Genomic DNA, 24,689 nt, shown 5'->3' with positions numbered 1-24,689 from the left:
TATGTTACCCACATATCAAAGGTAGATTGTCATAAAAAATTGTCAAGGGTTTTTGTCATAAAAAATTTCTAGGGGTGGAATATTGGTGGTGATGTAGAGTTGACCCGTTTGGCGATTCGCTACAAAATGCTTGATGCCAGTTCTTTTTAGTTAATAGGTGTTGAATCAAACTGGTATTTCACACCTATTTTAGGATAGTTGATGCCATCTCGTTTTAATCCAAAGTTATTTCTCAAGAATGTTTCTTCTTCGCCAGGTGTTTATCGGATGTACGATGACAAGGGCGAAGTCATTTATGTTGGTAAAGCAAAAGATCTTAAAAAGCGCTTATCATCTTATTTCAGAGCCAATATTCCCCATGTAAAAACTCAAGCATTAGTGGCACGTATTGCCAATATTGATGTCACACTGACCCACAGTGAAACCGATGCGTTATTGCTCGAAAATGATTACATCAAGCAATACATGCCCAAATACAATGTATTGCTGCGTGATGACAAATCCTATCCTTACATTTTGCTCAGTGGCCATAAGCATCCACGACTTGCTTATCACCGTGGCCCTAAGCGTGAAAAAGGCCATTATTTTGGCCCATATCCAAATGGCGGTGCAGTTAGAGAAAGCTTACATCTGATGCAAAAGCTGTTTCCTATTCGTCAGTGTGATGATCTTTATTATAAGTCGCGCTCTCGACCTTGCTTGCAGTATCAATTAGATCGCTGCAGTGCACCCTGTGTTGGTCGCGTAAGCGATGATGAATATTCCGAGCAAGTGAAATTAGCCAGCCTGTTTTTAAAAGGCAAAGATCAGCAAGTGATCAGTGAGCTAGTGGTGAAGATGGATAAGGCTGCCAATGAGCTAGAGTACGAACATGCAGCGCAATTTCGCGATCAAATCACCGCCCTAAGGCGAGTGGCTGAGCAGCAAGAAGTGTCTAATCACAAAGGCGATATGGACGTGATAGGGGTACATTACGCATCAGGTATCGTTTGTTTTCATTTATTATTTATACGAGATGGTAAAATCTTTGGCAGTCGCAGCTATTATCCAACCGTGCCAGCACAAACTGAGCTTGAAGAAGTACTCGTCTCTTTTCTGGGGCAGTTTTATTTAAATGCCGACATCCAGCGCACAATTCCTAAAGAAGTATTATTAAGTCACTCCTTTGAAGAACTAACTAGATTACAACAAACTATATCTGCGGCATTAGAACGAAAGTTTGAAATCAAAACACATGTCAGAGGTGAGCGAGCAAACTTTTTACGTCTAGCACTAACCAATGCCACCAATGCGGTTAATACGCGCCTGTCCCACAAAAATACCGTTGAGCAGCGCTTTCAATTATTAGAAGAAGCATTAGAGCTAGGTCACCCAATCCAGCGGATGGAATGTTTTGATATCAGCCATACCATGGGCGAAAGTACCGTTGCCTCTTGTGTGGTGTTTAACCGTGAGGGGCCTCACAAGTCCGATTATCGCCGCTACAATATTAATGGCATTACCGGTGGTGATGACTATGCTGCCATGGAACAAGCCTTAAGTCGCCGATTTGATAAAATTGATAGCAAGGGTAAGGTGCCAGATATTGTATTTATTGATGGTGGTTTAGGCCAGTTACGTATTGCAAAGCAAATAGTTGATGAAAAATGTGTGCATTTAGATAATGCGCCTTTACTGATCGGGGTAACGAAAGGCGAAGGTCGTAAAGCAGGGCTTGAAACCTTTGTGTTTGGTGGCTCGGAAGATACCTTTGAATTACCCAGTGATTCACCAGCATTTCATTTAATTTTGCATATCCGTGATGAGTCCCACCGCTTTGCAATTACAGGCCATAGAAATAAGCGCCAGAAAACCCGAAATACATCGACGCTAGAATCCATTGCTGGTGTGGGGCCTAAACGGCGCAAACTATTGTTACAACATTTGGGCGGTATTCAAGAAGTGAAGGGCGCAAGTGTCGCTGAATTAACAAAAGTTCCTGGAATTAGCCTAGAAATGGCACAAACAATCCATGATGCATTGCGAGGGGGATAAAATTAAGGCAAGATTGGCGCTGCTTCTGACTATTTGGTTTCGTTCATGCCTTTTAATTTACCTATAGCATTAACTTTATTTCGGCTTGTTTTATTGCCGGTATTTGTTGTTGTGTTTTATCTTCCCTATTCGTGGGCCCCTTTTGCTTCGGCATTTATCTTTTGGCTTGCTGCGGTAACTGATGCGTTAGACGGTTATGCGGCGCGAAAATTAAAGCAGTCGACTCGCTTTGGTGCTTTTCTTGACCCGGTTGCCGATAAAATAATGGTGACCACGGCGTTAGTATTACTAGTGCAGCAAAATGATAATATTTATCTAACCTTAGCGGCATTATTCATGATCGGCCGAGAAATTGTGATTTCTGCGCTACGTGAATGGATGGCAGAAATCGGTAAACGCGGTGTTGTCGCAGTATCATGGATTGGTAAATACAAAACGGCGGCGCAAATGGCGGCGATTGTTGGTTTGATCTGGCAGCCGAATGAATTTTTGACCGATGTGGCTTATGGCTTGTTTTATATTGCTGCAGTGCTGACTTTCTGGTCGATGATGAGCTATATTTCTGCAGCATGGAAAGACTTAACGGCTGAGTAGCGCAATAAAACTTCAATACGTTTACTTAGTGTTCACTCAGTTAATTTTGTTGAAAACAGCAATTGACACCGACACTGAAATCGGTAGAATGCACCCCCGTAGACAAGGATGCTTCGGCTTATAACCAAAAGGTTTTAGCTACAAGACATCAGGTTTATTTGAAAAGATAAACAAATGATTTACGCGACATTAGCTCAGTTGGTAGAGCGATACCTTGCCAAGGTATAGGTCATCGGTTCGAACCCGATATGTCGCTCCAAATCATGTTTATATCGGCGCGATGGCAGAATGGCTATGCTGCGGATTGCAAATCCGTCGACCTCGGTTCGACTCCGGGTCGCGCCTCCACAAATTTTGTTTAGTTGTTATATTAACAATTAAAACAACACTTATGCCCGAGTGGTGGAATCGGTAGACACAAGGGATTTAAAATCCCTCGCTTAATAGGCGTGCCAGTTCAAGTCTGGCCTCGGGTACCATCATTTACATACGACTTAGTATTAAGGTGTATGGTACAAAAAAGCCTCAACGTAAGTTGGGGCTTTTTTGTATCTGAAATTTGTTGGAATGAATGATTTTACTAAAAAATCCCTCGTCGTTTTAAGATAGGGCGTGCCAGTTCAAGTCTGGCCTCGGGTACCATTATTCTTCTATAAAGCGCTTACATACGACTTAGTATTAAGGTGTATGGTACAAAAAAGCCTCAACGTAAGTTGGTTTTTTTTGTATCTGAAATTTGTTGGAATGAATGATTTTACTAAAAAATCCCTCGTCGTTCTAAAATAGGGCGTGCCAGTTCAAGTCTGGCCTCGGGTACCATTATTCTTCTATAAAGCGTTTATATACGACTTTTAGTATTAAAGAGTATGGTGCGAAAAAGCCTCAACATTAGTTGGGGCTTTTTTGTGTTTGCAATTTGGCTATATCAATTTCATTTCTTAAAGTTATTTTGAAGGGGTGTGGTTGAAGTCTGGCTTACGCTTTCACCTTAATCATGTCGCATGCTTGTTGTCCCCAGTGGGCATAAATAACCTCACTTGGATGAAACCCATCAATGGCCATTGGCGCATCAGCTAACGTCAATTCCATATTAAGTTGTTCGCATGGCAGTGAGCTTGTTTGAACCCAATTAGAAAGAGCTAAGTTGAACTCTCGGCTTCTTGCGCCTAAAAACCACCTAAAAGGCTGTGGTAACGCTGGAAATCGATCCATTGGAGGCACATTAGTAATGATAATTTGTGTTCCTCCTAACTTTGATGTGATCAATGCGCACAACTCGCTTAATTGTAATATCCATGTTTTTGCCGATATTGGACTCAGCACATCATTTACGCCCAGAGAGATCACAATAACATCTGCTTTTGTTAGCTGATTTTGATGGGTCATGAGTTTGACTTTATTGAGGCAGTTTTGGGTGCTATAGCCACTTTGGGCCACCAGTTGCCAATTGAGCTGATAATCATTAGAGAGCCGCTTAACCATGTTTCCCGCCAGTGCTTGTTGCTGGTGGCTTACCCCAACTCCCGCTGCAGCAGAGTCACCTAGGATCAGTAGCGACAATTGTGGCGAACGGCATGAGGCATTAACGCGCTTGCCGCTTGGCTCTGGTAATTTTATGGTGGTTTTTTTTACCCAAATAGCCTGTACTAAATAAATAGGCCATAAAAATATTAGTGTTAGATAGTGCAATGTTACATTCCTTTGTTATGTGCTTATTTAAGGGGTTACGACCTTAAATTTGATTTCATAAAGCTGTTCAATACCCGGATACACTTCCTGTATTAAGGCTTTTAATACTGCCAAGGGCATATTTTCTTGCTGCGCATGCAAGTCGGTTAATTGTGTAAATGGCACTGTATTAACGGAAATAACCTTGATGTCGCAAAACCATTTATCTTCCTCAAAGGTGGATACGGTTAACGTTTCACCTGCAATAAAGTGGGATTCACTGTCATCGCGTAAGGTAATAGTTTTAGCGCCTGACAGAATGTCTGTTTCAAAGCGGCTGAAAAAAGTGATGCTGTTAAGTGCTGGCATAGTGGCTTTGAGCCTTTATTAATTGCAGGTTTATTGTGCGTTATAGTAAATCAGTTTACTGAGGTTTGCCTTAACTTGTTTATCTGTTTGGCTTATCATGAGCGCCATTGCGACTTACTGCTTATTTTAGGATATTTCCATTGCATACTTTGGCTCAATTACAGTCTGGTGAATTACACCAAAACAAGATAAAACGATTACAGATAGCTGAAGGGTTAACCAGTTTTCCCATGGAAATTATTAAGCTTGCTGATTCCCTTGAAGTGCTTGATTTGTCGAATAACCGTTTATCATCGCTACCTGATGAGTTTGAGCAGTTGCAACAGCTTAAAATTTTATTCCTATCGTTTAATTGTTTTACTGACATCCCAGATGTCATTGCTAAATGCCCAAAGCTTGAAATGATCGGTTTTAAAGCCAATCAAATAACTACAGTTGCCGAAGATTGTTTTCCTGTTGATACCCGCTGGTTAATTCTCACTGACAATAACATTGAGCAATTACCTCAATCCATTGGCAAGCTACATCGACTACAGAAGTTTGCCATGGCAGGCAATAAGCTCAACAATTTGCCGCCATCAATGAGTCAATGTACATCACTAGAGCTATTACGTATTTCAGCCAATGAATTGACTGTTATTCCAGATTGGTTATTCAAACTGCCCAATTTAGCTTGGTTGGCATTTAGTGGCAATCCTATAACAGCGCCTGTTATCAATAGTGATGACGCTGCTGTTAATAGTGGTTGTGCGTTAACGCCAATGGCGCAGTTATCATTAGGGGAGCAATTAGGCCAAGGCGCTTCAGGGGTGATTTATCAAGCACAATGGCAGCAGGACTCTGGCACAGCACTGGACGTAGCGGTGAAAATATTCAGAGGTGCGGTGACATCAGATGGTTACCCAAAAGATGAATTACATTGCTGTTTGCAAGCAGGCTTTCATCCTAATTTAATTGGCGTACTTGGCTTTATTGCTGATGCTGACAATCTTGGTTTAGTCATGGAGCTCATTCCTCAGCGTTATTACAACTTGGGTTTACCGCCGTCACTGGAAACCTGTACTCGCGATACCTTTTGTGATGACATGGACATATCCCTAAGGCAAATCGTCACCGTTATGCGCAGTATGGCAGCTGCGCTAGCCCATTTACATCAACATAAAGTCAGTCATGGCGATATATACGCTCACAACACCATGATTGATAGTGATGCCAATATGCTATTTGGTGATTTTGGCGCAGCAACGGACTTGTCAGCGCTTGCAGTAGAGCAAGCAGCGTATATGCAAGCCATTGAAGTCAGAGCATTAGGTAATATGCTAGATGACATATTGGGGCATTTTAATGAATTTACAGGCCATGATAATAACCAGTTAAGGTTAGCAACTGCAGATAGTCAGATCATTAGCCAATTAAGCCAAATAGTGTCTAGTTGTTTGCAGGCTGACGTAGCGATGCGACCTCAGTTTATTCATATCCAGCAGCAATTAGCCACCATTCAACAGCAGTTATTGGATTAACAATCGTCGCTTATATTTAGGCCCAGATAGTTAAATTTATAAACAGGATAGGGGAGCGTTATGCCTGCAGCGTCATTAACGTCTTTAGTTGCACAGGTACGTCAATGCCAGCTTTGCCAGCATGCGTTGCCCCATGGCGTTAACCCAGTGATTCAAATTGATCCGCTAGCGCGTATTCTTATTGCTGGGCAAGCTCCAGGCCTTGCGGTGCATAAGTCTGGCATCCCGTTTGATGATAAAAGTGGTGACAGGTTACGAGATTGGTTAGGCATCGACAAAGACACCCTTTACGACCCTAAACAGATTGCGATTTTACCCATGGGCTTTTGTTATCCCGGTAAGGGGAAAAACGGTGATTTAGCGCCAATGAAAATGTGCGCCCAAACGTGGCGGCAACCCTTACTTAACCACTTAACTGATGTGAAGTTAACTTTGCTTATAGGCAAGTATGCTCAAGACTATCACTTGCCAAACAGGCAACAAACGCTGACAGAAACTGTTAAACATTGGCGTAATTTACCTTCGGGCATCATTGCATTGCCTCATCCAAGTCCTCGCAACAATATTTGGTTAGCAAAAAATCCATGGTTTGCTGAAGATTTATTACCAGTAATAAAATCGACAGTGCAGAATATTTTGCATGCTTAAGTGAAATATTTAATTGAAAGGGCTAATTTAGCTATGTTTTTAGACGAATTGATTGCAAAGTCAGCACTTGAACAATAAGTTTCATTTTTTTATTGATCCATTCTGAAAAACCAGTAAAGTATGCACCAAGTTCAGCGGCAGCAAGCAATTGCAGCAATTGAAAACAGATTCCGTAGCTTGTTTCGACAAGTTACAACAAGTTTGCCCGAGTGGTGGAATCGGTAGACACAAGGGATTTAAAATCCCTCGCTTAATAGGCGTGCCAGTTCAAGTCTGGCCTCGGGTACCATATTACATACGTAAGTATGGTGCAAAAAAGCCTCGACATTAGTCGGGGCTTTTTTGTGTCTGAAATTTGCTCAATGAATGACAAGATATAACAATCCCTCATCGTTTTAAAATAGGGCGTGCCGGTTCAAGTCCGGCCTCGGGTACCATCAGTTTTATTATCAAAAATATACGTCAGTATGGTGCCAAAATGCCTCAACATTAGTTGAGGCTTTTTTGTATCTGAAATTTGCTAAATGAATGACAAGATATAACAATCCCTCATCGTTTTAAAATAGGGCGTGCCGGTTCAAGTCTGACCTTTTTGTATCTGAAGTTTGTGAAATAGTGATATTTGCTCGTTCAAGTCTGGCGAGTACCACGAGTGAACACAGCTAAATTTAGCCGCGTTACATTGAAACTTTGTGTTGAAATCCTGATCCGTATCAGGTGTGTTAAAACGACGAAATCAATCAGATTCATCGACTATTGTTGACGGACTTATTTGAATTGTTCTTGCTAAATTAATGTATTAAATCAATTAGCCATATCGGATTTTTAGACGATAAAAAATCCTCTCAATCAATATCTTTACGTCGCTGGGATGAGTGTTGCCTTTAGCTTTACATATTTGACAGTACACATGCCTCTGCTAAGCTTTTCGATACCCTGAAAGTAAACAAGGTATTATTTACAGGTATGGAAGCAAACAGCAGGAACGACTTAAGTTACCTAGAACGCTTAATGAGATTGTTTACTCATGTGCAACCGGGAGAAGGTAAGTCAACCTTGATGCTCTCCGCTTACGCCTGTTTGCTACTGTTGCTGTATTACATTTTAAAGCCTATCCGTGAAGCACTCATCCTCTCTGAACACACCGCTGAAATACGCACTTACACGATAGCGATTCAAGCATTGGTGTTAATGATATTGGTGCCTTTATACGCTAGCTGGATAAGGACTCAGGGAACGAATGAAATATTGCCCCGAGTCACCTTAGCTGTGGCTGTGAGCTTGTTATTATTCTGGGGGCTTTATTTGTTTAAGGTGCCTATTTCAATCCCTTTCTTCGTTTGGCTAGGTGTGATCAATGTGCTGTTAATTGCCCAGTTCTGGGCCTATGCTGCAGATATTTACAGTCCAGATGAGGGTAAACGCTTGTTTGCTTTTATTGCAGCAGGGGCATCTTTAGGATCATTATTAGGTGCGCAAATTAGCAAACATCTATTTAAGCTTGTTGGCGCTGAAGGCTTGATGCTCGTCGCTGCGGTTTTACTTATCGCGACCATGTGGTTACCCAAATTAATTGGACTGAAATCTAAAAAAAAACAAACAAATGACTACCATGGTCATTCATTCAAAGCAGGTTTTGATACCGTACTGAATAATCGTTACTTGTTGGTGATTGCTGGGTTTGTAGTGTTACTCAACTGTGTGAATACTACAGGAGAATACATTCTGGCCAAATGGGTGCAAATTCATGCGCAGCAGGGAGCCGATGTCAAACTGATTATAGGTGAGTTTTACAGTGACTTTTACACTTGGGTAAACTTATTCAGCATGATAATTCAGTTATTACTGGTTTCTCGAATATTCCAGTGGATCCATATACATGGTGCCATTCTAATTTTACCCTTTGTCGCTTTTGTGGGCTATGGATTAGCGACTTTTATCCCTATATTCACCCTATTTAAGCTAATAAAGATTGCTGAAAATAGCATAGATTATTCATTACAAAATACTGCCCGGCATGCACTGTTTCTGCCTTTAAATAAGCAACAAATTTTTGAAGGGAAGACTGTGATCGATGCATTTTGTTGGCGTTTGGGAGATTTGGCTCATGTGGTGATCATCTTTATTGGCCTTAAAGTATTCAAGCTTGATCATTATGAGTTTGCAGCGGTTAATCTGGTGCTTTCCCTGTTTTGGATAGTATTGGCATTTAACCTTGCTCGCAAGCATAAGCAATTGGTCAGTGAACATGATTAATGCCAATTTTAATCCTGACTTTTCGCTAAGTGGTCGCTAATGTTAAGTCGTTGCATTGTCAGCAATTGATTTATTATCTGTGGATTATTGCGGCTAAACATATTGATATAAGTGTCATCCTTTATGCTTAAAAATAGACTTTACCAGCGTGATATCTCATCGATTGAATAGAAGGAGCGCAATATGCAATATTTGAAGATGGCTTTTTTTCTGACGATATATTTAGTCGCTTTCTTGTCTCACGCTGTAACCGTTCCTTTAATCCGAGATGAAACGGTTATCTTTGACTTATTAAATGATGGCGATATTAATCTTTCTAAAAGTGTTGCTAAAGCGTTCACGACAAAAGAAAGTATTATGGAAATTCGCAGGGTAGGTTTAGTCAAAAATAGTGTACAGATACGTGCCGCCTTTCGAGATAAAACAGTAAAAGATTATGCTAGAGGTAACGTTGGTTTAATGTATTACGATAGCTACTACAATGAATTAGCAGCATATATTATTTCAAAATACCTTGGCCTTAATATTATTCCTGCGACAGTGCTTCGAAGTATACCAATAGGGAAAAAAGGGCTAAAACCGAGTAAAAAATTGAGAAAAGGCAGTTTGCAATTATGGGTAGAGAATAGTGTCGTGCTTTACGATTTAACTGCTCTTAGCCTGCCTTACCCGGGATCCGCCGAATATAAAAATCACCAAATAAAAGAAATCAAAACATTCGATTGTATTATTGGCAATGTTGACAGGCATGCTGGCAACCTTTTAGTCGATCTGAATGAAAGATTTGAAGACCCAAATGAAGTGACGGACAGGAAAAAAGCTTATCTTGGTAAAATTTGGGCCATCGATCACTCTAGATCTTTTTATCGAGGGCCTCGGCTAGACATCCGAACTTGTAAGCTAAGTAAGTTAAAGTCAGATGCTATTAGCATGCAGTTTATGCAAGGGATGAGAGATTGGAAAATTGAAGAACTAGAAAAAAGACTCCGAGCGAGTGGTCTATCTGAGCAACAATTAGCTCACCTCAGATTGGAATCTATTGAGCATCGCTTTCAAAAAGTAAAACAACATTTTGAGGAACAGCAGCGAAAGAGTGGCATGACTGATGAAGAATATTACAGCTCGGGGCTTTGGCATCGGGTTTGGTGAAGGTTAAGCGATTAAGTTCGAAGACGGCTTAAAAGATGACATGTCAAACCCGCTGTAATATAGCGCTATTTACAGGGGCTTACAATCTCTTGGTTACAGCCTCAGTAAATCTACAATCATTTAAGTCAATATCAGTATCTTGCCTGTTATCCTCTCTATGAGTTTGGTTAACTCTTTATCTTAATTAGAGTATTTGGCGTTTATGGGCTAGTACAGCGCTTTTGCTTAAGCTCTTATATTGAAAATAAACACGGAATTACTGACAGGTATGGCATAAATCACTTAAGCGGCTTAAGGTAGCGAGCGTAGTTAATGAGGATTTTTACTCATGTTCTGCCAGCTTTTTTAATAACAGATCACGACGTTTGAGTAACGCCTTGATTTGTTTTCTCTTGAGTAGGCCATTAGTGAGTTTATCTAGGCTTTGATAGTCTAAGTTTTTTAATTGATGTTCAATTTTTAGCGAGTGACGCAAACGTGCCGCCTTTAAATATTTTGGTGCGTGTTTGCCAGTTCTAAAGCTTCGAGAGTGGTCTATCATCCACATCATCCAATCCGCTTCTGTATAGAGAATATTGCTTTGGGTTCTATCTACATTGAAAATTAAAATATCAAACATATTCATCAGGCTGGCTTGGTATGACAGAACGCAATACTCGCTTGGATAACGTTCATCCTCGATGCGATTTTTTTCGTTAAAAGTGTCATCTATCCACAATTGTAGCGAGCCCTGTTTATTTTTGATGGTTCGAAGTACCGTTGGCGGGATCATATTCAATCCAAGGTGACGGGCTATCCTGTACGCTGCTATTTCGTATTTATAACTGTCGGTATTGCGATATTTATCTTTAGAGGCATTTCTGGGGATGATATTTTCAGTTTTAAAAATAGCTTTGAAACGCAGTCCGTTATGTTCCAAATAAGCTTTTTTCGACTGTGTCACACCAGTCCCTATAGGCTCAAGTTTAGTGATAATTGCCTGTGTTAATAACTGTTCCCAGTCCTGATAGCTGTGGCCTTGGTAAATCTCACGGTATTGACCATCGTCAACCTCAAAAGGACGCCATTGATTACCATCAAATTGTTGAAGTTCATCTTTGTTAATGGCTAATAACATTGGATTGCCCTGATAATATTTTCGGTACAGTCCAGTGTCAGTATTGATCACCTTGCCCTTCATTCTGCTTTCAAAAACGCGGCTACTCGTGGTTGTGTGACCAATCACCAATTGTTTGGCCTTATAGTGTTGCAAAACGCGATCAAGTATCTCTTCCTCAAAGATTGGATGGCAAAGAGCTGAGCCTCTATACCAGAATTGACTTTCTCCATCGAGGTAAAAAGACTGGCTGAGATTAACAAAGCTTTGGTACAAGGATTTATGTTCGTCAGAGCCTGCAGATAGTAACCGCCGTGCTATTTTTTCTTGGCGACTAAAGAAATCATCAAGGTGACTTAATGCGCCTTGGAGTTTTAATTGCTCAAAAGCTTCCATGTAATCATGTATTACTTTTGCTGATTCGTTGTTTACTTCGGCTAAGGTTGACAGAGGGAACTTGGCAGAAAGTCCACCATGGAGAAATAGCACCTCATTGATCTTTAATATACTGGGCTTGCTCAACAGCCAACGGCCATATTTACCCTTGGTAGAAAAGAGCTGCATATGGCCAAAGTAGCCGGGAGGGTATTCAGTGTTAAAGGTCGATAATAGCGATTGCTGACTCATTCCGGCACTGGTTTCAGTTGCATATGAAAGGTATTGCTGCCAGTAATTTTCGCGTACGTCCGCAGATTCATCATCCAGGTAGTGTTTATATTCATCAGTGGGTACGTAGTTAAGTTCACGGATAAGGTTCATCAATTCATGATTACCCAACACAAGATGTACTGCGCCTCCTGCTGCGGTGGCCTGTTGCTCTAAACGCATAAACAAGTCCATTACTTTGCGGGAGTCAGGGCCTCTATCCAGCAGATCGCCGACACTGACTAGCTGAGTGTCGCCAGCTTGCCAGTTCAGTTGGTCATCGATAATGCCTGCTGCACGAATTAATGTTTCAAATTCACCATAGTCGCCATGGATGTCACCAACAACAATAATTTTTGCTGTTGTTGATAGCTCAAAGCTCTCGTAGGAGGCTGAGGTTTCCTGTAATGGAATAAAAGTGCATAGCAGTAGAACAACACTTATCACAGCATGGTTAAGGTTCATGGTTGAGCGCTGGGTAAGGTGACTTTGACTTTAAGTTTAGAAGATGATTATGAAATGGTGTAGTTATTGGTAAAAGCCTTGCTGCTATTGCTAGTAAAACAAGGCCTTTGAAATGGGATTATGGCTTTATTACTGATTGATGAGTTTTTTCAATCCAGGCGCAGCTTTAAAGCTTGGTTGGTTAAATCCTGGAATTTCCATTGCTTCACCGGTTTGTGGGTTGTAGCCATTTTTCGCTAAATGGTAGCGTAATTCAAATGTGCCAAATTGCGGAATGTAAACTTTTTCACCTTCGGTAAGTGCTTTATGGATCTGAGAAACAATTTGATCGATTTGAATTTTCGCTTGAGATTGTGAGATACCGATGTCCGAGGCCATCACTTGCATGAGTTGTTTTTTATTCATATTAACTGCTGTGAAATTAACGTAATAAGTATTGCGGAGTTTGTTTATAGCAGTTATGCCCATCGTTTAACAGAACTCGACTTATCACAGCTCTACCACTGTCGAATTGCTGCGCTAAATCCGCTATCTATCTCCAACTTTCGTATTATCTTTTAACAGTGTCATATTTTATGTAACACAAGGATGGTATTTCTTTGCCATACTCAAAAGCTCGTAGTCAGTATTTAGGAGGATAATTCATGGTGAGATGCTGTTTTCATCGAGTTGTGTTATCTTTTGCAGTGATATTATTCTTGTATTTTACGCCAATGACTAAGATTGCGGCTTCGGATGCGGTTTATAACACCCTTGCGCAACATGTATTATTGATTTCGTTGACTGACTCCAGTGTTCAATGGCAAGCATATTTAACGATTCTGCGCCAGGGTACAGAGGCTGAAAAGCTTGAATATATCGACACAATACAAAATGAAGTTGATAGGTTTTGGGCTGATAAGTCTGTTGAACTGCAGTATCGCAATCTTGCTTCCAACGCTTCACTTCAAAAGAAAGTTTTTTCTTTAGAGCCTCCGGTAGATGATTACTTGAGAGTTCTTAACCATATTAGACGATTAATGTGGCTTGATAACCGCCATGAATGGCAGCCAATTGTCCCCGGCGGTTTTTTACGGCCTGGCGATAGCCATCAGACTATCAGTGCTATTTCACAGCGTTTATGGTTACTTGGGGACTTATCATCTCGTTCAGAAGCGCAACATATTTATGATGACACTATAGCGAACGCGGTGGTGTCATTTCAGCAGCGTCATGGCTTAAAAGCCGATGCTGTTATTGGTCCCAATACCTTACATTGGTTAAACCAAACACCTAAACAGCGCGCCATATTACTTGCCAGTAATTTTGTGGCTAAAACCAGTTATCAACATCAACTGTCAGAGCGTTATTTATTGGTAAATATTCCCGCCTTTGAAATGGTGCTAGTCAATGATAGTCAAATCGCCATGACCTCTCGAGTAATTGTCGGCAAGGCCTATCGAAGAACCCCTGTGATGTCAGGACAAATATCCAATGTGGTCATTAATCCTACTTGGACAGTACCTAAAAAGCTGTTACGACGGGATATCTTGCCTAAAGTGGCTAAAGATGGTGATTATTTTCGCGATCGACAATTTGATGTTTTTGATCGAGCTGGGATTAAAATTGATAAAACCGCTGATGAATGGCAAATGGCCGCAACTGCAGCCTTTCCATATCGTTTGGTGCAGCGACCCGGGGAAATTAATGCGTTGGGGCGTTATAAATTTCATTTTAAAAATGATCTGAATATATACTTACATGACACACCAGATAAATGGCTTTTTAATAAGGCAAATCGAGCGCTTTCATCGGGCTGTATTCGCATTGAAAAAGTGCAGCAATTGGCTGAGTGGTTCGCGGATAATGTGGTAATAGATAAACGCACTTGGGCGCGTATGCAGTCTAATCAAAAAAATACTCAATGGTTTTCGCTGTCACAGACCATTCCTGTGCATATAGTGTATTGGAATGCTTGGGTTGGTGAAGATAACTTGGCCCAATATCGAAATGATATTTATCATTTAAATAACACAGATAAAACAGTAGTGGCAAATAATGCAACAAGCCCATTACAGTTGACGTCACGTTAAGTGCCTGACCTTATTAGAAGTTGCTAAACTGCACATGATTTATACATAACTTATGTTCTTTTAGAGTTGCTATTGTTTGCCATAAGCTTTAAATTCATCCTCGTTTGTGCAAAAAGTGCACCGTTTGAATTTTTAAAAAGTGGTGAGTTAATGTCGTTAGTTTGTCCTTCGCGTAGGCAGTTAATCCTTGGAATTAGTGGGGTGGCTGTCGCTTCAATGTTTTCTAATTCCGCTCAAGCAAGCCGATCTACAATAGGGCAGCGTGATCTGAGCTTTTACAACCGTCATACTGGTGAGCGCGGGCAAGGCAGTTTTTGGGTTGATGGTGAATATCGCAGTGATACCTTAACGCTTTTTAGCAATGTATTACGTGACCATAGACAAAACCAAGCGGCGCCGATGGATAAGCGTTTATATGAAATCCTGTATAAGCTTCAACAGACACTGAATAACTCAGATGAAATTCATGTGATTTCTGGTTATCGCTCTCCGATCACCAATAATATGTTAGCGGCCAACAGTAATGGTGTTGCCAAGAAAAGTTATCATATGAAGGGAATGGCAATGGATTTAGCCATACCCGGCATTGCTCTTAAAACCTTACGTGATGCAGCAATGTCGTTAAAAATGGGCGGGGTTGGTTATTACCCTCGTTCTGGTTTTATTCACCTTGATACTGGCCCGGTAAGAAGCTGGTAAAACCCACGGCCTGATATTTAGCATGATTTAAAGGCTATATAGTTAGTTCATGTGGATAAAATACCGGCGTGATGCTTGTTGACGCTATTTAGCTGTGTTAGAATCCGCGCGCTTAGTTTTATAACGAGCACGAGTTGTTATTGGTCGAAAATAACAACAAAAATTATTTTATATAAGTGAGAATTACATGTCTTATACTATCAATGCTGAAATCCGTACTGAAATCGGGAAAGGTTCGAGCCGCCGCCTACGTCATGCGAATTTAGTTCCTGCTGTAATCTACGGTCCAGGTAAAGAGCCTATTTCTATCAAATTCGCTCAAAAAGATATCATCAACCAACAGTTGAATGAAGATTTCTACACAAGCGAGTTAACTATCGTAATCGATGGCAAAGAAATTAAAGTTCGTGCACAAGCTGTACAGCGTCACGCGTACAAAATGCTTATCGAACACATCGATTTCAAATTTGCTTAATTGCTAATTTGAATGAAAAAAGCGCCTTAAGGCGCTTTTTTTGTGACTAAAATTTGGTTTGTAACGCTTAATCAATATCAAAGCTATAGTAAATATCTAAGGATTGATTTAAGTTGCCTGATACGGTTTCTAGGTAAAGCTGTGAAAAAATATAATACCTTACCGTCATTTCATAGCCGGGGTTAAAAACACCAATACCGTATTTCACCATCAAGTCTTCGCCAATATAACCGCTAATGGCAAAGCGTCCTTCATCGTTGGCATCAAGTTGTACATTAGAAAAGCCCATTTTTTCAATTAAGCCCGTCGCTGTTGAGCCAATGTTGTTCATTGCGCCGCCGCCAAACTGTGAGCCTAAGCTTAACGCCGCGCTCATCATTAAAGCATTATTTTGATCATTACCAGAGTTCGCAAAGCCTGTGCCGGTGACTATGTAGGATAGAATTTCGGCTTGCTCTTTGGCAGGGTTTGAAAACAAGGTCACTACTGGCTGCATGGCTGTGCCTGTGACTCTCACGCCTGCGGTGAGATCTTCATCTTTGATTTCTTTTACTGCTTCAATATTTAAGTTGGGTACTGAGCTTGGGCCAACAAACTGCACTTCACCAGTACTGATGGTTAGGGTTTGCCCCATAAATTTATAACTGCCATTATTCACTTTAATATCACCAAATAACAGCGGTGGTTTGAAGGCTTGTTGCTGTAGCAATAATGTTCCTTCTAACTTGCCGTTTAAGCCCATGCCATCAATGTTAAGGTTCTTGCCCACATTAATATTGAGATCGGCGACGATAGCGTAAGGGCTGACTTTTTCTTCTTGTTCTGAAATCGAGTCTTTAAATACCACATCGCTAGATATCGCTACACCACCCTCAGCTAGTTGAACTAATGTAATTTCCCCGCTAGGAATATCGACAGTGCCCGTGATCGCCAGCTGATTTTTACTAAAGTTAATTTTTACATCAGGAGTAATATCCAATATTGCGATAGGGGGCTGAATAAAGGCGAGCTTTTTACCTTTTATATCAATTTCACCATTAAAGTTACCCTCTGGCCAAGCCAACTTACCATTGATATTTGCCTGGCCTTTCCCCATGGTTAAATCGCCTGTTACATTACCTTGTTGGCCAGCGAGCTCCATTATTAAATTGATATTTTCAATCAAAGTCGGGTTGTTTGTAGTGGCAATAGCTGCTTTTGATAGTGTCATTTTGCCACCGACTTCAGGCTCATTTAAAGTGCCTAATAAGGTTAAATCAGTGGAAAACAGTCCTTGTAATGTCGCCAGCTCAGGGAAGAAGCCCTGTAAGCCAGTTAAATCTAACTCGTCAATATTGATATGCCCTGATAGCTCTCTTGAAGGCTGGGTGCTGATGTTAACTTGGCTGCTGATATCTGAGATGCTATCTGCTTGCACTGATAATTGACCCGTTAGTTGCTGCTCATCTAATGTGACATGTAAGTTAACTAAGTCGTAAATGATATCGATGCGATCATTCTCTGAGCGCTTTAATTCTAATTTGCCCTCAGATAAGGTTAAATCAACATCTGCTTGTAACTTTTCAACCTCAGACCAATTCAGTTTGGCATCAAGGCTAGAGTCACCAATCCATACCAAGCGTTCGGGTAATATTGGCTGCAGTAGGCGGCCAGGTGTGCCTTGTGCAAGAATATGAATATCCCCTTGGGTACCAAAATTTGCAGGTTCAATCAGGCACAGGCTATTGCTGGGGTGATTAATGCAAAAAGGACTGGCGCTGCCAAGTTGATTGAGTTGATCCCAAACGATCGTGATGGGCTTATCTAACTGCCAATCTCCGAGCATATTGGTTAAGGATAAGGCGTTAACTTCAGTATCAAAGCGTTGTTTATCTGCCGTGTATATATTGCTCAATTGGGTGTTAATGGCTAGCTCTCCACCCGTAGACAGTTGCAATGTTTGCTGGCCAAGATCTCCTGAGGCGATTAGCTCTACGTCAGTTAAGTCCAGTTCGCTCCAGCTAAAAGCAGTACTGGCGAGATTCACGCTAAATTGATGCTCATTTAACGGTAAGTAGTGACCCGTTAATGTCAGTCTGTCGAGCTTCATATCGGCAAAATCAAAATCGGCCACTTGGCCGTTAATATCAACGATAGGTTGTTTGGCATCGCCAGTGACATCGATTTTTGCGGTAATTGACCCTTTACTATCTGGTAGCCACTGGCTGATGTCAGGTACATCAAGTAATGCATCTACATCCCATACTGTATCTGCTTGACCATTGATAAGTAGGGTTGTGCCGAGGGCTTGTGCTTGTAGGTCTTTGGCATTGATGGCGAAGTTATTATCAAATTGTACCTGACCTTTAACGCTAAGAGGGTACTGATTTAAACTGCCGCTTAAATCACTGTCTACAATATTTACTTCCCAGCTAGTATCAGAAACCTTACCTGTGGTGGTTAATATCCCACTGATGTGGCTGCTAAGCTCGGTGAGTTCATAAAGATAATCGATTTTTTCTAGCTGTAAATCAGTGGTGTCGAGTTTGGCTTGCCAGCTAAAATCATTGCCCCAATCAAGACTCGCTTGACCTGCGATATCCCCCGCATCTGAGCTAATGACAATATCTGCAATATCCACATTGGTATGTGATAGCTGCATTGCGCTATTAACTTCAAGCTGCGGGTGATAGGGGCTGAGGAATTGCCCATCAAGGACAACATGTTGTTGGTTGAAGTCACCGGTACTTGATAATGTTTTGATATCAGTGACATAGTCAGGCTTAATCAAAGGCCACTGAATTTGGGCTTTGCTTATATCAATTCGATAAGGCATTTCGGGCTTACTCAAAGTGATATTTGAGTCAAAATTAATGGTAAAGTCACCTTCAGCGGCAAGGGTAACGGCTAAATCATCAAAGCCGTTGTGTGCACTGAGTTTGATTTTTTGCTGGGTTAATTCAGGAATTTCGGCCACATTGTTAAGGCTAAAATCGGCGTTAATATTCATTGGGTAATCGTGATTTAAACGGATATCGCCTTCTAATGTTGCCTCACCGTAATCATGAGTGATGGCTAATTGCTGCACATCAATTAAGTCATCAACATAGCTGCCTGCTAAGGTTATTTTTGCGAAATCATCGGTTCTTGCTCCCAAGACCATCACGCTGTTATTACTAATCAGTTGTTCAAGGTAAATAGGGAATGACATATAAACCACTGGTAATGCTGCCATAGCCCAGTCGTCATTTACCTCAGTGGTATTGTTCGGCGCTGCAACATCATCACTGGCAAGAGGAATATCAACCAGCAAACCGTCACTATAAAGGTAATTAACTCTTAAGCCTTTGCTATTCCATAGTGCTTTGCCTTGCAAGCGGCTGGCGTTATAGCGCATGTCATTTACGCTGACCTCAACTGAGTTTAAGTCTAATTCGTTAAGGCCAATAACTACAGGTAAAATCAGCGGTTCAGGTACTTCATCTTTACTTTCATTAGTTTTATCAGTGTTAGCTGGCTGATTATCTGCTAATGCAGCTTGAGTTGTTCGAGCGTTTGCAACGGTACTTTCACTAGGCACATCATCGGCAAACTCATCAGTAGCTACTCGTACCCGCACGCCACTTGCGTGTAACTTATCGACACAAATTTGCTTGTTAAACAAACAGGTTGGCAGCCAAGATAAGCTTAAGTCATCAACCTCTACCGCTACGCCATCCATTGACCAGCTTGCATGGTTAAATTCGAGTTGCTTATTGATGGTGCCAGAGCGTAAGTCTAATGCGAGATTGGGCACAAATTGATTGGCTAACATCACTGACATACGTGCGCCGAAAGGCGTGCCAATGAGCACTGCTAGCAAAATTAAAATCAGCAGTGGAATATAGATAATCACTCGAGTGGTATGTTTGAAGTATTTCCATAATCGCGCCCAAAGCGTTAATGGCGGCTTTGCTGGCACTTTATCTAGTGGTGTAGCGTCATGGGCTTCATGGTCGTTATGATGCTGGGGTAGCTTGGATTTTTCTGTCATTACAAATCCGTCCCCATGGTTAAATGAATTCGCCAAGATCTATCGACCGTTTCTGTTTCTTTCAAGCCGACACCTAAATCGAATCTAATGGGCCCGATAGGAGAGATCCAGTGAACGCCGCCGCCGACGGAGGCAATAGGTTCAAATGTTTCTGTATCAAAAGCGTTACCCGCATCCACAAAGCTGGCAAGTCGCCATGTGTCAGTTAAATAAAATTGATACTCTAAACTGCCCACCATCAAATAACGACCGCCGACAACCTGGCGTGACGTGCTACCGTCTTCGTTGGTGTATTCAATGAATGGCCCTAGCTCTTGGTAGCCATAACCGCGAATACTCTGATCGCCACCGGTAAAATAACGTAGCGAAGGTGATATTTGGGCGATATCGTCACTATCAGCAATGTTGGCGCCTAAGTCGAGTCGGGCTACAAAACGATGCCGCTCGAAAAAGGTATCAATCCATTTAAAGTTAGCTTCAAATTTTAACAGTCGAATTTCAGAGCCTAAATTAGGGTCACCATATTGCATACTGTAAATATGACGGTAGCCCGACTTGGGGTCTAAGGTGTTATCGCCGCGAACGGTTTTGCCAATACCAAAGCCTGCAAGAAGGAATTTTGAATCGTAATCAATATTGGATTGATTATAAAGCTCTTGGCTATATTCAAGTGAATAACCAAATAGCCATTGGTCGGCTAGGGTTTGTTGTCTGATCACCCCGAGTAAACGTTTCTCTGACTCTAGCTGGCCAGTGTAATCGTAGCTTCTATCTTCTTCATTATAATCTTGGGTAACGCCATATTTATCTCGCAGTAATCCAATCTTAAATTGTAGCTGATCATCTAACGGGTGCTTTAACGGAATAGTATAGGTGGTTAAAAACTTAGGCCTGTCAGGTGACCATTCCATAGTAGTTTCTTGAGTATGGCCATAGCTGTTAATTTGCGGCATCCGCCAAGTGAGCCTGACCCTTGGCTCAATGGTTTTTTCGGCATTGGTACCAATATCGGCACCCAAACCTAATTCAAATGAGTGTGTTGGTCTTGGGCTTAAGTCAACTCTGATGGGGACATCGACGTCGGTCATGGCATCAACTTGTGGTAACACTTTGATATTACTAAAGTAGCCAGTATCGATAAGGTTGCGGTTCAATCGATTTAACCGCCGGGTTGAATAATTTGAATTGGGTTTAAACGGGATGAGTTTTTTCATGAACTCATCATTGAGAGTATGACCATGAAACTCGACGTTACCCAGTTGATAGCGTCTACCTGAGTCATAATGCAAGTGGATTTTAGCGGTATTCACATCCCGATTAACCACCACTTCAGCCCGTGAGAATTTTCCATCGAAGTAGCCTCTGGCCATAGCTAATGTAACCAGCTGATTTTTTAACTCTTGGTATACGCCGTGATCTAACACATCACCAGGTTTGATAGTTAACTGATCAAGCCAACGATTAAAGCTGTTATCTTCAATCATTTGCTCACTGAATTTAATGTCTATCCACTGAACAATGGTAGGCGCACCTTCATCGATATCGATGTTAAGTTTCCAGGGGCCCTTGGTCGCTTCTTCAACGTTAATCGATACTTTTGCGTGATAATGGCCGATGGATTCCAGCGCGGCGTTAACATTGTCTTCTACAGTAAATAAATAGGCTCTGCGTTGTACTTCAGAATCAGGGTTATTGCCTAAATGCGCTTGGATATTTTTGGTTAACCGTCCTGATGCGCCCGTTACCTTGACCGTTAACCAGTTATCTTTTGCCCAAGCGAAATTAGGTACCATCGTGACAATGGCAGCAAAGGCGACAACGCAATATTGAAAAGATTTAAATAACAATTATAGGATGCTTATAAAGGCCATAAACTCATACTGTATTGTCGCTAGAATATGTGAAACAGGCAAGTTGTGGATTGAAATTAACCTTTGAAATGCATAGAAAGAATCGTCTGATTAAAGCATTAATATAAAAACCAGTCATTCCAGTGCTCGGCTTAAGATAGGTTTTGGCCATGCAAGGTCAAAGCTACCTTGATTTTACCTTAATGTTGGAGTGATTTAATCGTCCAAATAAAAAAGCAGAACTAATTACTGTTCTGCTTTGTTGTTTAGTGTTGGTGAAGCTATTAAATTAAGGTTTTTAGAGTTGTCTTAACAAAGAGAATGCTTGTTGAGTACAATCTCGAGTCACCACAAATCCCACCATGTTATCGGCGCTGTCATAGCCTTTGGCGACAATGCCTTGAGATTGAACATCAAGATTCCAACGTGATACTGAACTAGAGTCGGTTTTACCACCTATTTGAATGGGGTAATTAGGGGTTTTAACCTTGACCATCATATTTAGCAGTGTCACCTTGGTTGCTTCTCCCAATAATGTTTTCCCTAATGCAGCAGCGCTAATTAAGGTCGGTTGTAAATACGCTTTTACTTGCCCTTCAAATTCAGCGCAATCCCCTAAAGCGTATATATTAGCATTAGACGTTTGCATGAACTCGTTAACACATATGCCGCGGTTAACCTCTAGGTTTGCACGCTGCGCAAGGTTTATATTGGGTTTTAAACCAGCGCACACAAGAATTTGCTCAATCTCAATTTGCTCGCCGCTAGTTAACGTGGCGACAACCCCATAATCAGTTTGAGCTATTGTGCTAACCCCGGTGGCGGTATATACCTTTATGGTTTTCAGCTCTAAAGCTTGAGTGAGCTTCTGGGCAACATACTCAGGCAATTGAATTTGCATCAGCTGGCTATTGGGCTCAACTAAGGTAACTTTTTTACCTGCATTGGCAAGATCTAATGCCACCTCAACCCCAATCAAGCCGCCACCAATCACTAATACTGATTTAGCATTTTGAATGTGTTGCTGGTTTTGTTCAAAATCATTCAGGCTATTAAGCGTTAGCGCTAAACCGTCATGCATACCAGTAATGGGCGGTACAAAAGGAGTCGCCCCAGTGGCAAATACCAATTTTTGATACTCAAAACTTTGGTTGTTTGCTGTGATGATTTGTTTATTAGTATCAATATTGGTCACGTGATGCTCAGCAAACAACTCAACATTAAATTGCTGTTTAAAGTCATCAGCATGAATAGTAATAACATCAGCAACAGACTGCTTTTTAGAGAATACATGGCTTAAATCTGGCTTGTTATAATCATGGCCTTTATCTGCGGTAATTACAGTAATGGCAACATTGCTATCCATACGGCGTAATGTTTTCACCAACTGGTAAGCGGCAAAGCCGCTGCCAATAATGGTAATGGGTTTATTCATTACGCAACCTCAACCTTGCTATGTACAGCAAATACATCCTTACCGAGATTACATTCTGGACATAAGAAGTAATCAGGTACTTCAGCCCAGCTTGTGCCGGGTAACACGCCTTGATTCGGTTCGCCAATGCTAGGATCGTAAACCCAATTACACACAGTGCAAATCATGCATTGGCAATCGCTATCATGGGCTTCGCTTTCAGCTGTTGTGTTTGATGCACCTACATTTTCAACGGATGTTATTTGTGACACGCTATTAGTATTATCTACAGCAGCAACATCTACAGCAGTAACTTCTGCAGTAACAGCTAGAGGCTCTACTGCTTTAAACAGTACCGGCTCAGCAACGGGCTCTGGTACAAAAGGGGTAATATTAAGCTCATGCAATGCCCATTGCTTTGCAATTTGTTGGCCGTGTGCACGACAAATTGGCATCGCTTTACCATCTGGACGCCACTTGGTTTTTAAGCCTACCGTGGTTTCAAAACCGGCATCGGTTAAGCGTGAATGAATACGGTCAACTGCGCCGCCATTCCAGCCATAACTGCCAAATGCGCCCGCTTTTTTCTGCTTGAATCGTAAACCGGTTATTTCTTCTAGCATGCCGGCAATTTTAGGCATCATCACGTTATTCATGGTTGAAGAACCGACTAACACCCCTTTTGAGCGAAATACGTTAGTGAGGATTTCATTTTTATCATGGCGTGACACATTAAAGACTTTTACTGCAACACCAGGGTCGACATCATGAATACCTTGGGCGATAGAGTCGGCCATCATACGGGTGTTGTTAGACATAGAATCATAGAAAATGGTGATGCGATCTTCTTGATAGCTATCAGCCCATTCAAGGTATTGTTCAATAATTTGGATGGGGTTATCGCGCCACACAATACCGTGCGATGTAGCAATCATATCAACAGGTAAATTAAAGCTTAGTACCTCTTTGATTTTGGCAATAACAAGGCTGCTAAACGGCGTTAAAATGTTAGCGTAATAACGCATGCATTGATCCATTAATTCAGCTTGGTCGACTTCGTCATTGAATAAATGTTCATCACAGTAATGCTGTCCAAAGGCATCATTACTAAACAGCACTGCATCACCGGTGATGTAAGTCATCATGCTGTCTGGCCAGTGCAGCATTGGCGCTTCAATAAACACTAATTGCTTGCCATTACCGATGTCTAAACTGTCGCCGGTTTTAACGGTTTTAAAGTTCCACTCTGGGTGATGGTGGTGTCCAACAATCGAATCAATCGCTGCTTCAGTACAATAAATAGGCGTATTCGGAATGCGCTCCATTAGCGCCGCTAAAGCACCTGAATGATCTTCTTCAGCATGGTTGATGACAATATAATCGATACTGGTAAGATCGATTTCCATTTCAAGGTTTTGTAAAAACTGTAGGCTGAAACGGTGGTCTACCGTATCGATAAGGACGGTTTTTTCTTCACGTATTAAATAACTGTTATAGCTAGTGCCTTTCGTCATTTTATATTCAGTACCATGGAAATCTTGAACTTCCCAATCGCGTTGACCTACCCAATGAATGTTGTTCTTTACATGAATTGTCATATTACAGCCTTTATATAAAACATAATTTAATAAGAATCTTGTCCAGCACATTGCACGTAGTAGGCCAACTTTTTAACATGCTGTTTTTGTGAGTTATCTTAAAAATAAGCTAAATTAATTATCTT

General features: G+C 41.3%; 17 protein-coding genes and 4 tRNA genes. 13 read left to right on the top strand and 8 right to left on the bottom strand.

Annotation, left to right across the window (positions count from 1 at the left end; translation table 11 throughout):
* Positions 1-201: 201 nt before the first annotated feature.
* The 5 genes from uvrC (at position 202) to Q4591_RS11460 (ending at position 3,107) form a co-directional block, all read left to right on the top strand.
* On the top strand, positions 202-2,034 hold the full coding sequence (gene uvrC / locus Q4591_RS11480) for an excinuclease ABC subunit UvrC (RefSeq protein ID WP_303461122.1): 1,833 nt from the start codon (positions 202-204) through the stop codon (positions 2,032-2,034).
* A 45-nt stretch (positions 2,035-2,079) separates the two neighbouring features.
* Positions 2,080-2,628: a CDP-diacylglycerol--glycerol-3-phosphate 3-phosphatidyltransferase gene (pgsA, locus tag Q4591_RS11475; protein WP_076539933.1), complete on the top strand. Its 549-nt coding sequence runs from the start codon at positions 2,080-2,082 to the stop codon at positions 2,626-2,628.
* 183 nt (positions 2,629-2,811) lie between these two features.
* Positions 2,812-2,887: transfer RNA gene (locus Q4591_RS11470), tRNA-Gly, on the top strand.
* Between the two features lie 15 nt (positions 2,888-2,902).
* Positions 2,903-2,976: transfer RNA gene (locus Q4591_RS11465), tRNA-Cys, on the top strand.
* A gap of 45 nt (positions 2,977-3,021) precedes the next feature.
* A tRNA-Leu gene (locus Q4591_RS11460) sits at positions 3,022-3,107 on the top strand.
* A 496-nt stretch (positions 3,108-3,603) separates the two neighbouring features.
* Here Q4591_RS11460 and Q4591_RS11455 read toward each other — a convergent pair.
* Together Q4591_RS11455 and yqfB are read right to left on the bottom strand one after the other, a co-directional pair.
* On the bottom strand, positions 3,604-4,317 hold the full coding sequence (locus tag Q4591_RS11455) for an SGNH/GDSL hydrolase family protein (RefSeq protein WP_303411316.1): 714 nt from the start codon (positions 4,315-4,317) through the stop codon (positions 3,604-3,606).
* Between the two features lie 27 nt (positions 4,318-4,344).
* On the bottom strand, positions 4,345-4,665 hold the full coding sequence (yqfB, locus tag Q4591_RS11450; RefSeq protein WP_102440275.1) for a N(4)-acetylcytidine aminohydrolase: 321 nt from the start codon (positions 4,663-4,665) through the stop codon (positions 4,345-4,347).
* A gap of 140 nt (positions 4,666-4,805) precedes the next feature.
* Between yqfB and Q4591_RS11445 the strand changes: the two genes are divergently transcribed.
* From Q4591_RS11445 to Q4591_RS11425, 5 genes are all read left to right on the top strand, one after another.
* A complete protein-coding gene (locus Q4591_RS11445) occupies positions 4,806-6,185 on the top strand; it encodes a leucine-rich repeat-containing protein kinase family protein (RefSeq protein ID WP_303461120.1) in 1,380 nt (459 codons plus the stop codon).
* Positions 6,186-6,245: 60 nt separating this feature from the next.
* Positions 6,246-6,833: a uracil-DNA glycosylase family protein gene (locus Q4591_RS11440; protein ID WP_102531537.1), complete on the top strand. Its 588-nt coding sequence runs from the start codon at positions 6,246-6,248 to the stop codon at positions 6,831-6,833.
* 203 nt (positions 6,834-7,036) lie between these two features.
* Positions 7,037-7,122: transfer RNA gene (locus tag Q4591_RS11435), tRNA-Leu, on the top strand.
* Between the two features lie 677 nt (positions 7,123-7,799).
* On the top strand, positions 7,800-9,089 hold the full coding sequence (locus Q4591_RS11430) for an NTP/NDP exchange transporter (protein WP_303461118.1): 1,290 nt from the start codon (positions 7,800-7,802) through the stop codon (positions 9,087-9,089).
* Positions 9,090-9,272: 183 nt separating this feature from the next.
* The gene (locus tag Q4591_RS11425; protein WP_102476062.1) at positions 9,273-10,238 is read left to right on the top strand and encodes a hypothetical protein; all 966 of its coding nucleotides are present in this window, start codon (positions 9,273-9,275) and stop codon (positions 10,236-10,238) included.
* A gap of 322 nt (positions 10,239-10,560) precedes the next feature.
* On the opposite strand, the gene Q4591_RS11420 is transcribed toward Q4591_RS11425, so the two are convergent.
* Together Q4591_RS11420 and Q4591_RS11415 are read right to left on the bottom strand one after the other, a co-directional pair.
* Positions 10,561-12,444: a metallophosphoesterase gene (locus Q4591_RS11420; RefSeq protein ID WP_102476063.1), complete on the bottom strand. Its 1,884-nt coding sequence runs from the start codon at positions 12,442-12,444 to the stop codon at positions 10,561-10,563.
* 129 nt (positions 12,445-12,573) lie between these two features.
* On the bottom strand, positions 12,574-12,849 hold the full coding sequence (locus Q4591_RS11415; protein WP_076539954.1) for an HU family DNA-binding protein: 276 nt from the start codon (positions 12,847-12,849) through the stop codon (positions 12,574-12,576).
* A 239-nt stretch (positions 12,850-13,088) separates the two neighbouring features.
* On the opposite strand from Q4591_RS11415, the gene Q4591_RS11410 reads away from it, so the two are divergent.
* The 3 genes from Q4591_RS11410 (at position 13,089) to rplY (ending at position 15,690) form a co-directional block, all read left to right on the top strand.
* On the top strand, positions 13,089-14,516 hold the full coding sequence (locus tag Q4591_RS11410; RefSeq protein ID WP_303461115.1) for a murein L,D-transpeptidase: 1,428 nt from the start codon (positions 13,089-13,091) through the stop codon (positions 14,514-14,516).
* A gap of 150 nt (positions 14,517-14,666) precedes the next feature.
* Complete coding sequence (locus Q4591_RS11405; protein ID WP_102439896.1) at positions 14,667-15,215, top strand: DUF882 domain-containing protein; 549 nt, start codon at positions 14,667-14,669, stop codon at positions 15,213-15,215.
* 187 nt (positions 15,216-15,402) lie between these two features.
* Positions 15,403-15,690, top strand: coding sequence for a 50S ribosomal protein L25 (gene rplY, locus Q4591_RS11400; protein WP_076539958.1), 288 nt, complete (start codon positions 15,403-15,405; stop codon positions 15,688-15,690).
* Between the two features lie 67 nt (positions 15,691-15,757).
* On the opposite strand, the gene Q4591_RS11395 is transcribed toward rplY, so the two are convergent.
* From Q4591_RS11395 to norV, 4 genes are all read right to left on the bottom strand, one after another.
* Entirely contained in the window at positions 15,758-19,702 is a 3,945-nt protein-coding gene (locus tag Q4591_RS11395; protein ID WP_303411298.1) for a translocation/assembly module TamB domain-containing protein, read from the bottom strand.
* Positions 19,702-21,495 carry an autotransporter assembly complex family protein gene (locus Q4591_RS11390; protein ID WP_303461124.1) on the bottom strand — a complete coding sequence of 598 codons (1,794 nt, stop codon included), beginning with the start codon at positions 21,493-21,495 and terminating at the stop codon, positions 19,702-19,704. Before Q4591_RS11390 ends, Q4591_RS11395 begins: the two co-directional genes overlap by 1 nt.
* 355 nt (positions 21,496-21,850) lie before the next feature.
* Positions 21,851-22,987: an NADH:flavorubredoxin reductase NorW gene (norW, locus tag Q4591_RS11385; protein WP_303461113.1), complete on the bottom strand. Its 1,137-nt coding sequence runs from the start codon at positions 22,985-22,987 to the stop codon at positions 21,851-21,853.
* The gene (norV, locus tag Q4591_RS11380) at positions 22,987-24,564 is read right to left on the bottom strand and encodes an anaerobic nitric oxide reductase flavorubredoxin (protein ID WP_303461112.1); all 1,578 of its coding nucleotides are present in this window, start codon (positions 24,562-24,564) and stop codon (positions 22,987-22,989) included. The genes norW and norV overlap by 1 nt, the downstream gene beginning before the upstream one ends.
* Between the last annotated feature and the right edge of the window lie 125 nt (positions 24,565-24,689).

This window comes from Shewanella sp. 3_MG-2023, from assembly GCF_030548765.1.
Lineage (GTDB): Bacteria > Pseudomonadota > Gammaproteobacteria > Enterobacterales > Shewanellaceae > Shewanella.
Note: the sequence above shows the minus strand (reverse complement) of the source record. Positions and strands in the feature narration are given on the sequence as shown.

What these genes read in the sequence shown, in the direction of transcription:
- norV (WP_303461112.1), bottom strand. Translation starts at nt 24,564, where the DNA reads ATGACAATTCATGTAAAGAACAACATTCATTGGGTAGGTCAACGCGAT.
- Q4591_RS11420 (WP_102476063.1), bottom strand. Translation starts at nt 12,444, where the DNA reads ATGAACCTTAACCATGCTGTGATAAGTGTTGTTCTACTGCTATGCACT.
- Q4591_RS11410 (WP_303461115.1), top strand. Translation starts at nt 13,089, where the DNA reads ATGGTGAGATGCTGTTTTCATCGAGTTGTGTTATCTTTTGCAGTGATA.
- Q4591_RS11395 (WP_303411298.1), bottom strand. Translation starts at nt 19,702, where the DNA reads ATGACAGAAAAATCCAAGCTACCCCAGCATCATAACGACCATGAAGCC.
- Q4591_RS11390 (WP_303461124.1), bottom strand. Translation starts at nt 21,495, where the DNA reads ATGGTACCTAATTTCGCTTGGGCAAAAGATAACTGGTTAACGGTCAAG.
- Q4591_RS11405 (WP_102439896.1), top strand. Translation starts at nt 14,667, where the DNA reads ATGTCGTTAGTTTGTCCTTCGCGTAGGCAGTTAATCCTTGGAATTAGT.
- Q4591_RS11425 (WP_102476062.1), top strand. Translation starts at nt 9,273, where the DNA reads ATGCAATATTTGAAGATGGCTTTTTTTCTGACGATATATTTAGTCGCT.
- yqfB (WP_102440275.1), bottom strand. Translation starts at nt 4,665, where the DNA reads ATGCCAGCACTTAACAGCATCACTTTTTTCAGCCGCTTTGAAACAGAC.
- rplY (WP_076539958.1), top strand. Translation starts at nt 15,403, where the DNA reads ATGTCTTATACTATCAATGCTGAAATCCGTACTGAAATCGGGAAAGGT.
- Q4591_RS11440 (WP_102531537.1), top strand. Translation starts at nt 6,246, where the DNA reads ATGCCTGCAGCGTCATTAACGTCTTTAGTTGCACAGGTACGTCAATGC.
- norW (WP_303461113.1), bottom strand. Translation starts at nt 22,987, where the DNA reads ATGAATAAACCCATTACCATTATTGGCAGCGGCTTTGCCGCTTACCAG.
- pgsA (WP_076539933.1), top strand. Translation starts at nt 2,080, where the DNA reads ATGCCTTTTAATTTACCTATAGCATTAACTTTATTTCGGCTTGTTTTA.
- Q4591_RS11415 (WP_076539954.1), bottom strand. Translation starts at nt 12,849, where the DNA reads ATGAATAAAAAACAACTCATGCAAGTGATGGCCTCGGACATCGGTATC.
- Q4591_RS11430 (WP_303461118.1), top strand. Translation starts at nt 7,800, where the DNA reads ATGGAAGCAAACAGCAGGAACGACTTAAGTTACCTAGAACGCTTAATG.
- uvrC (WP_303461122.1), top strand. Translation starts at nt 202, where the DNA reads ATGCCATCTCGTTTTAATCCAAAGTTATTTCTCAAGAATGTTTCTTCT.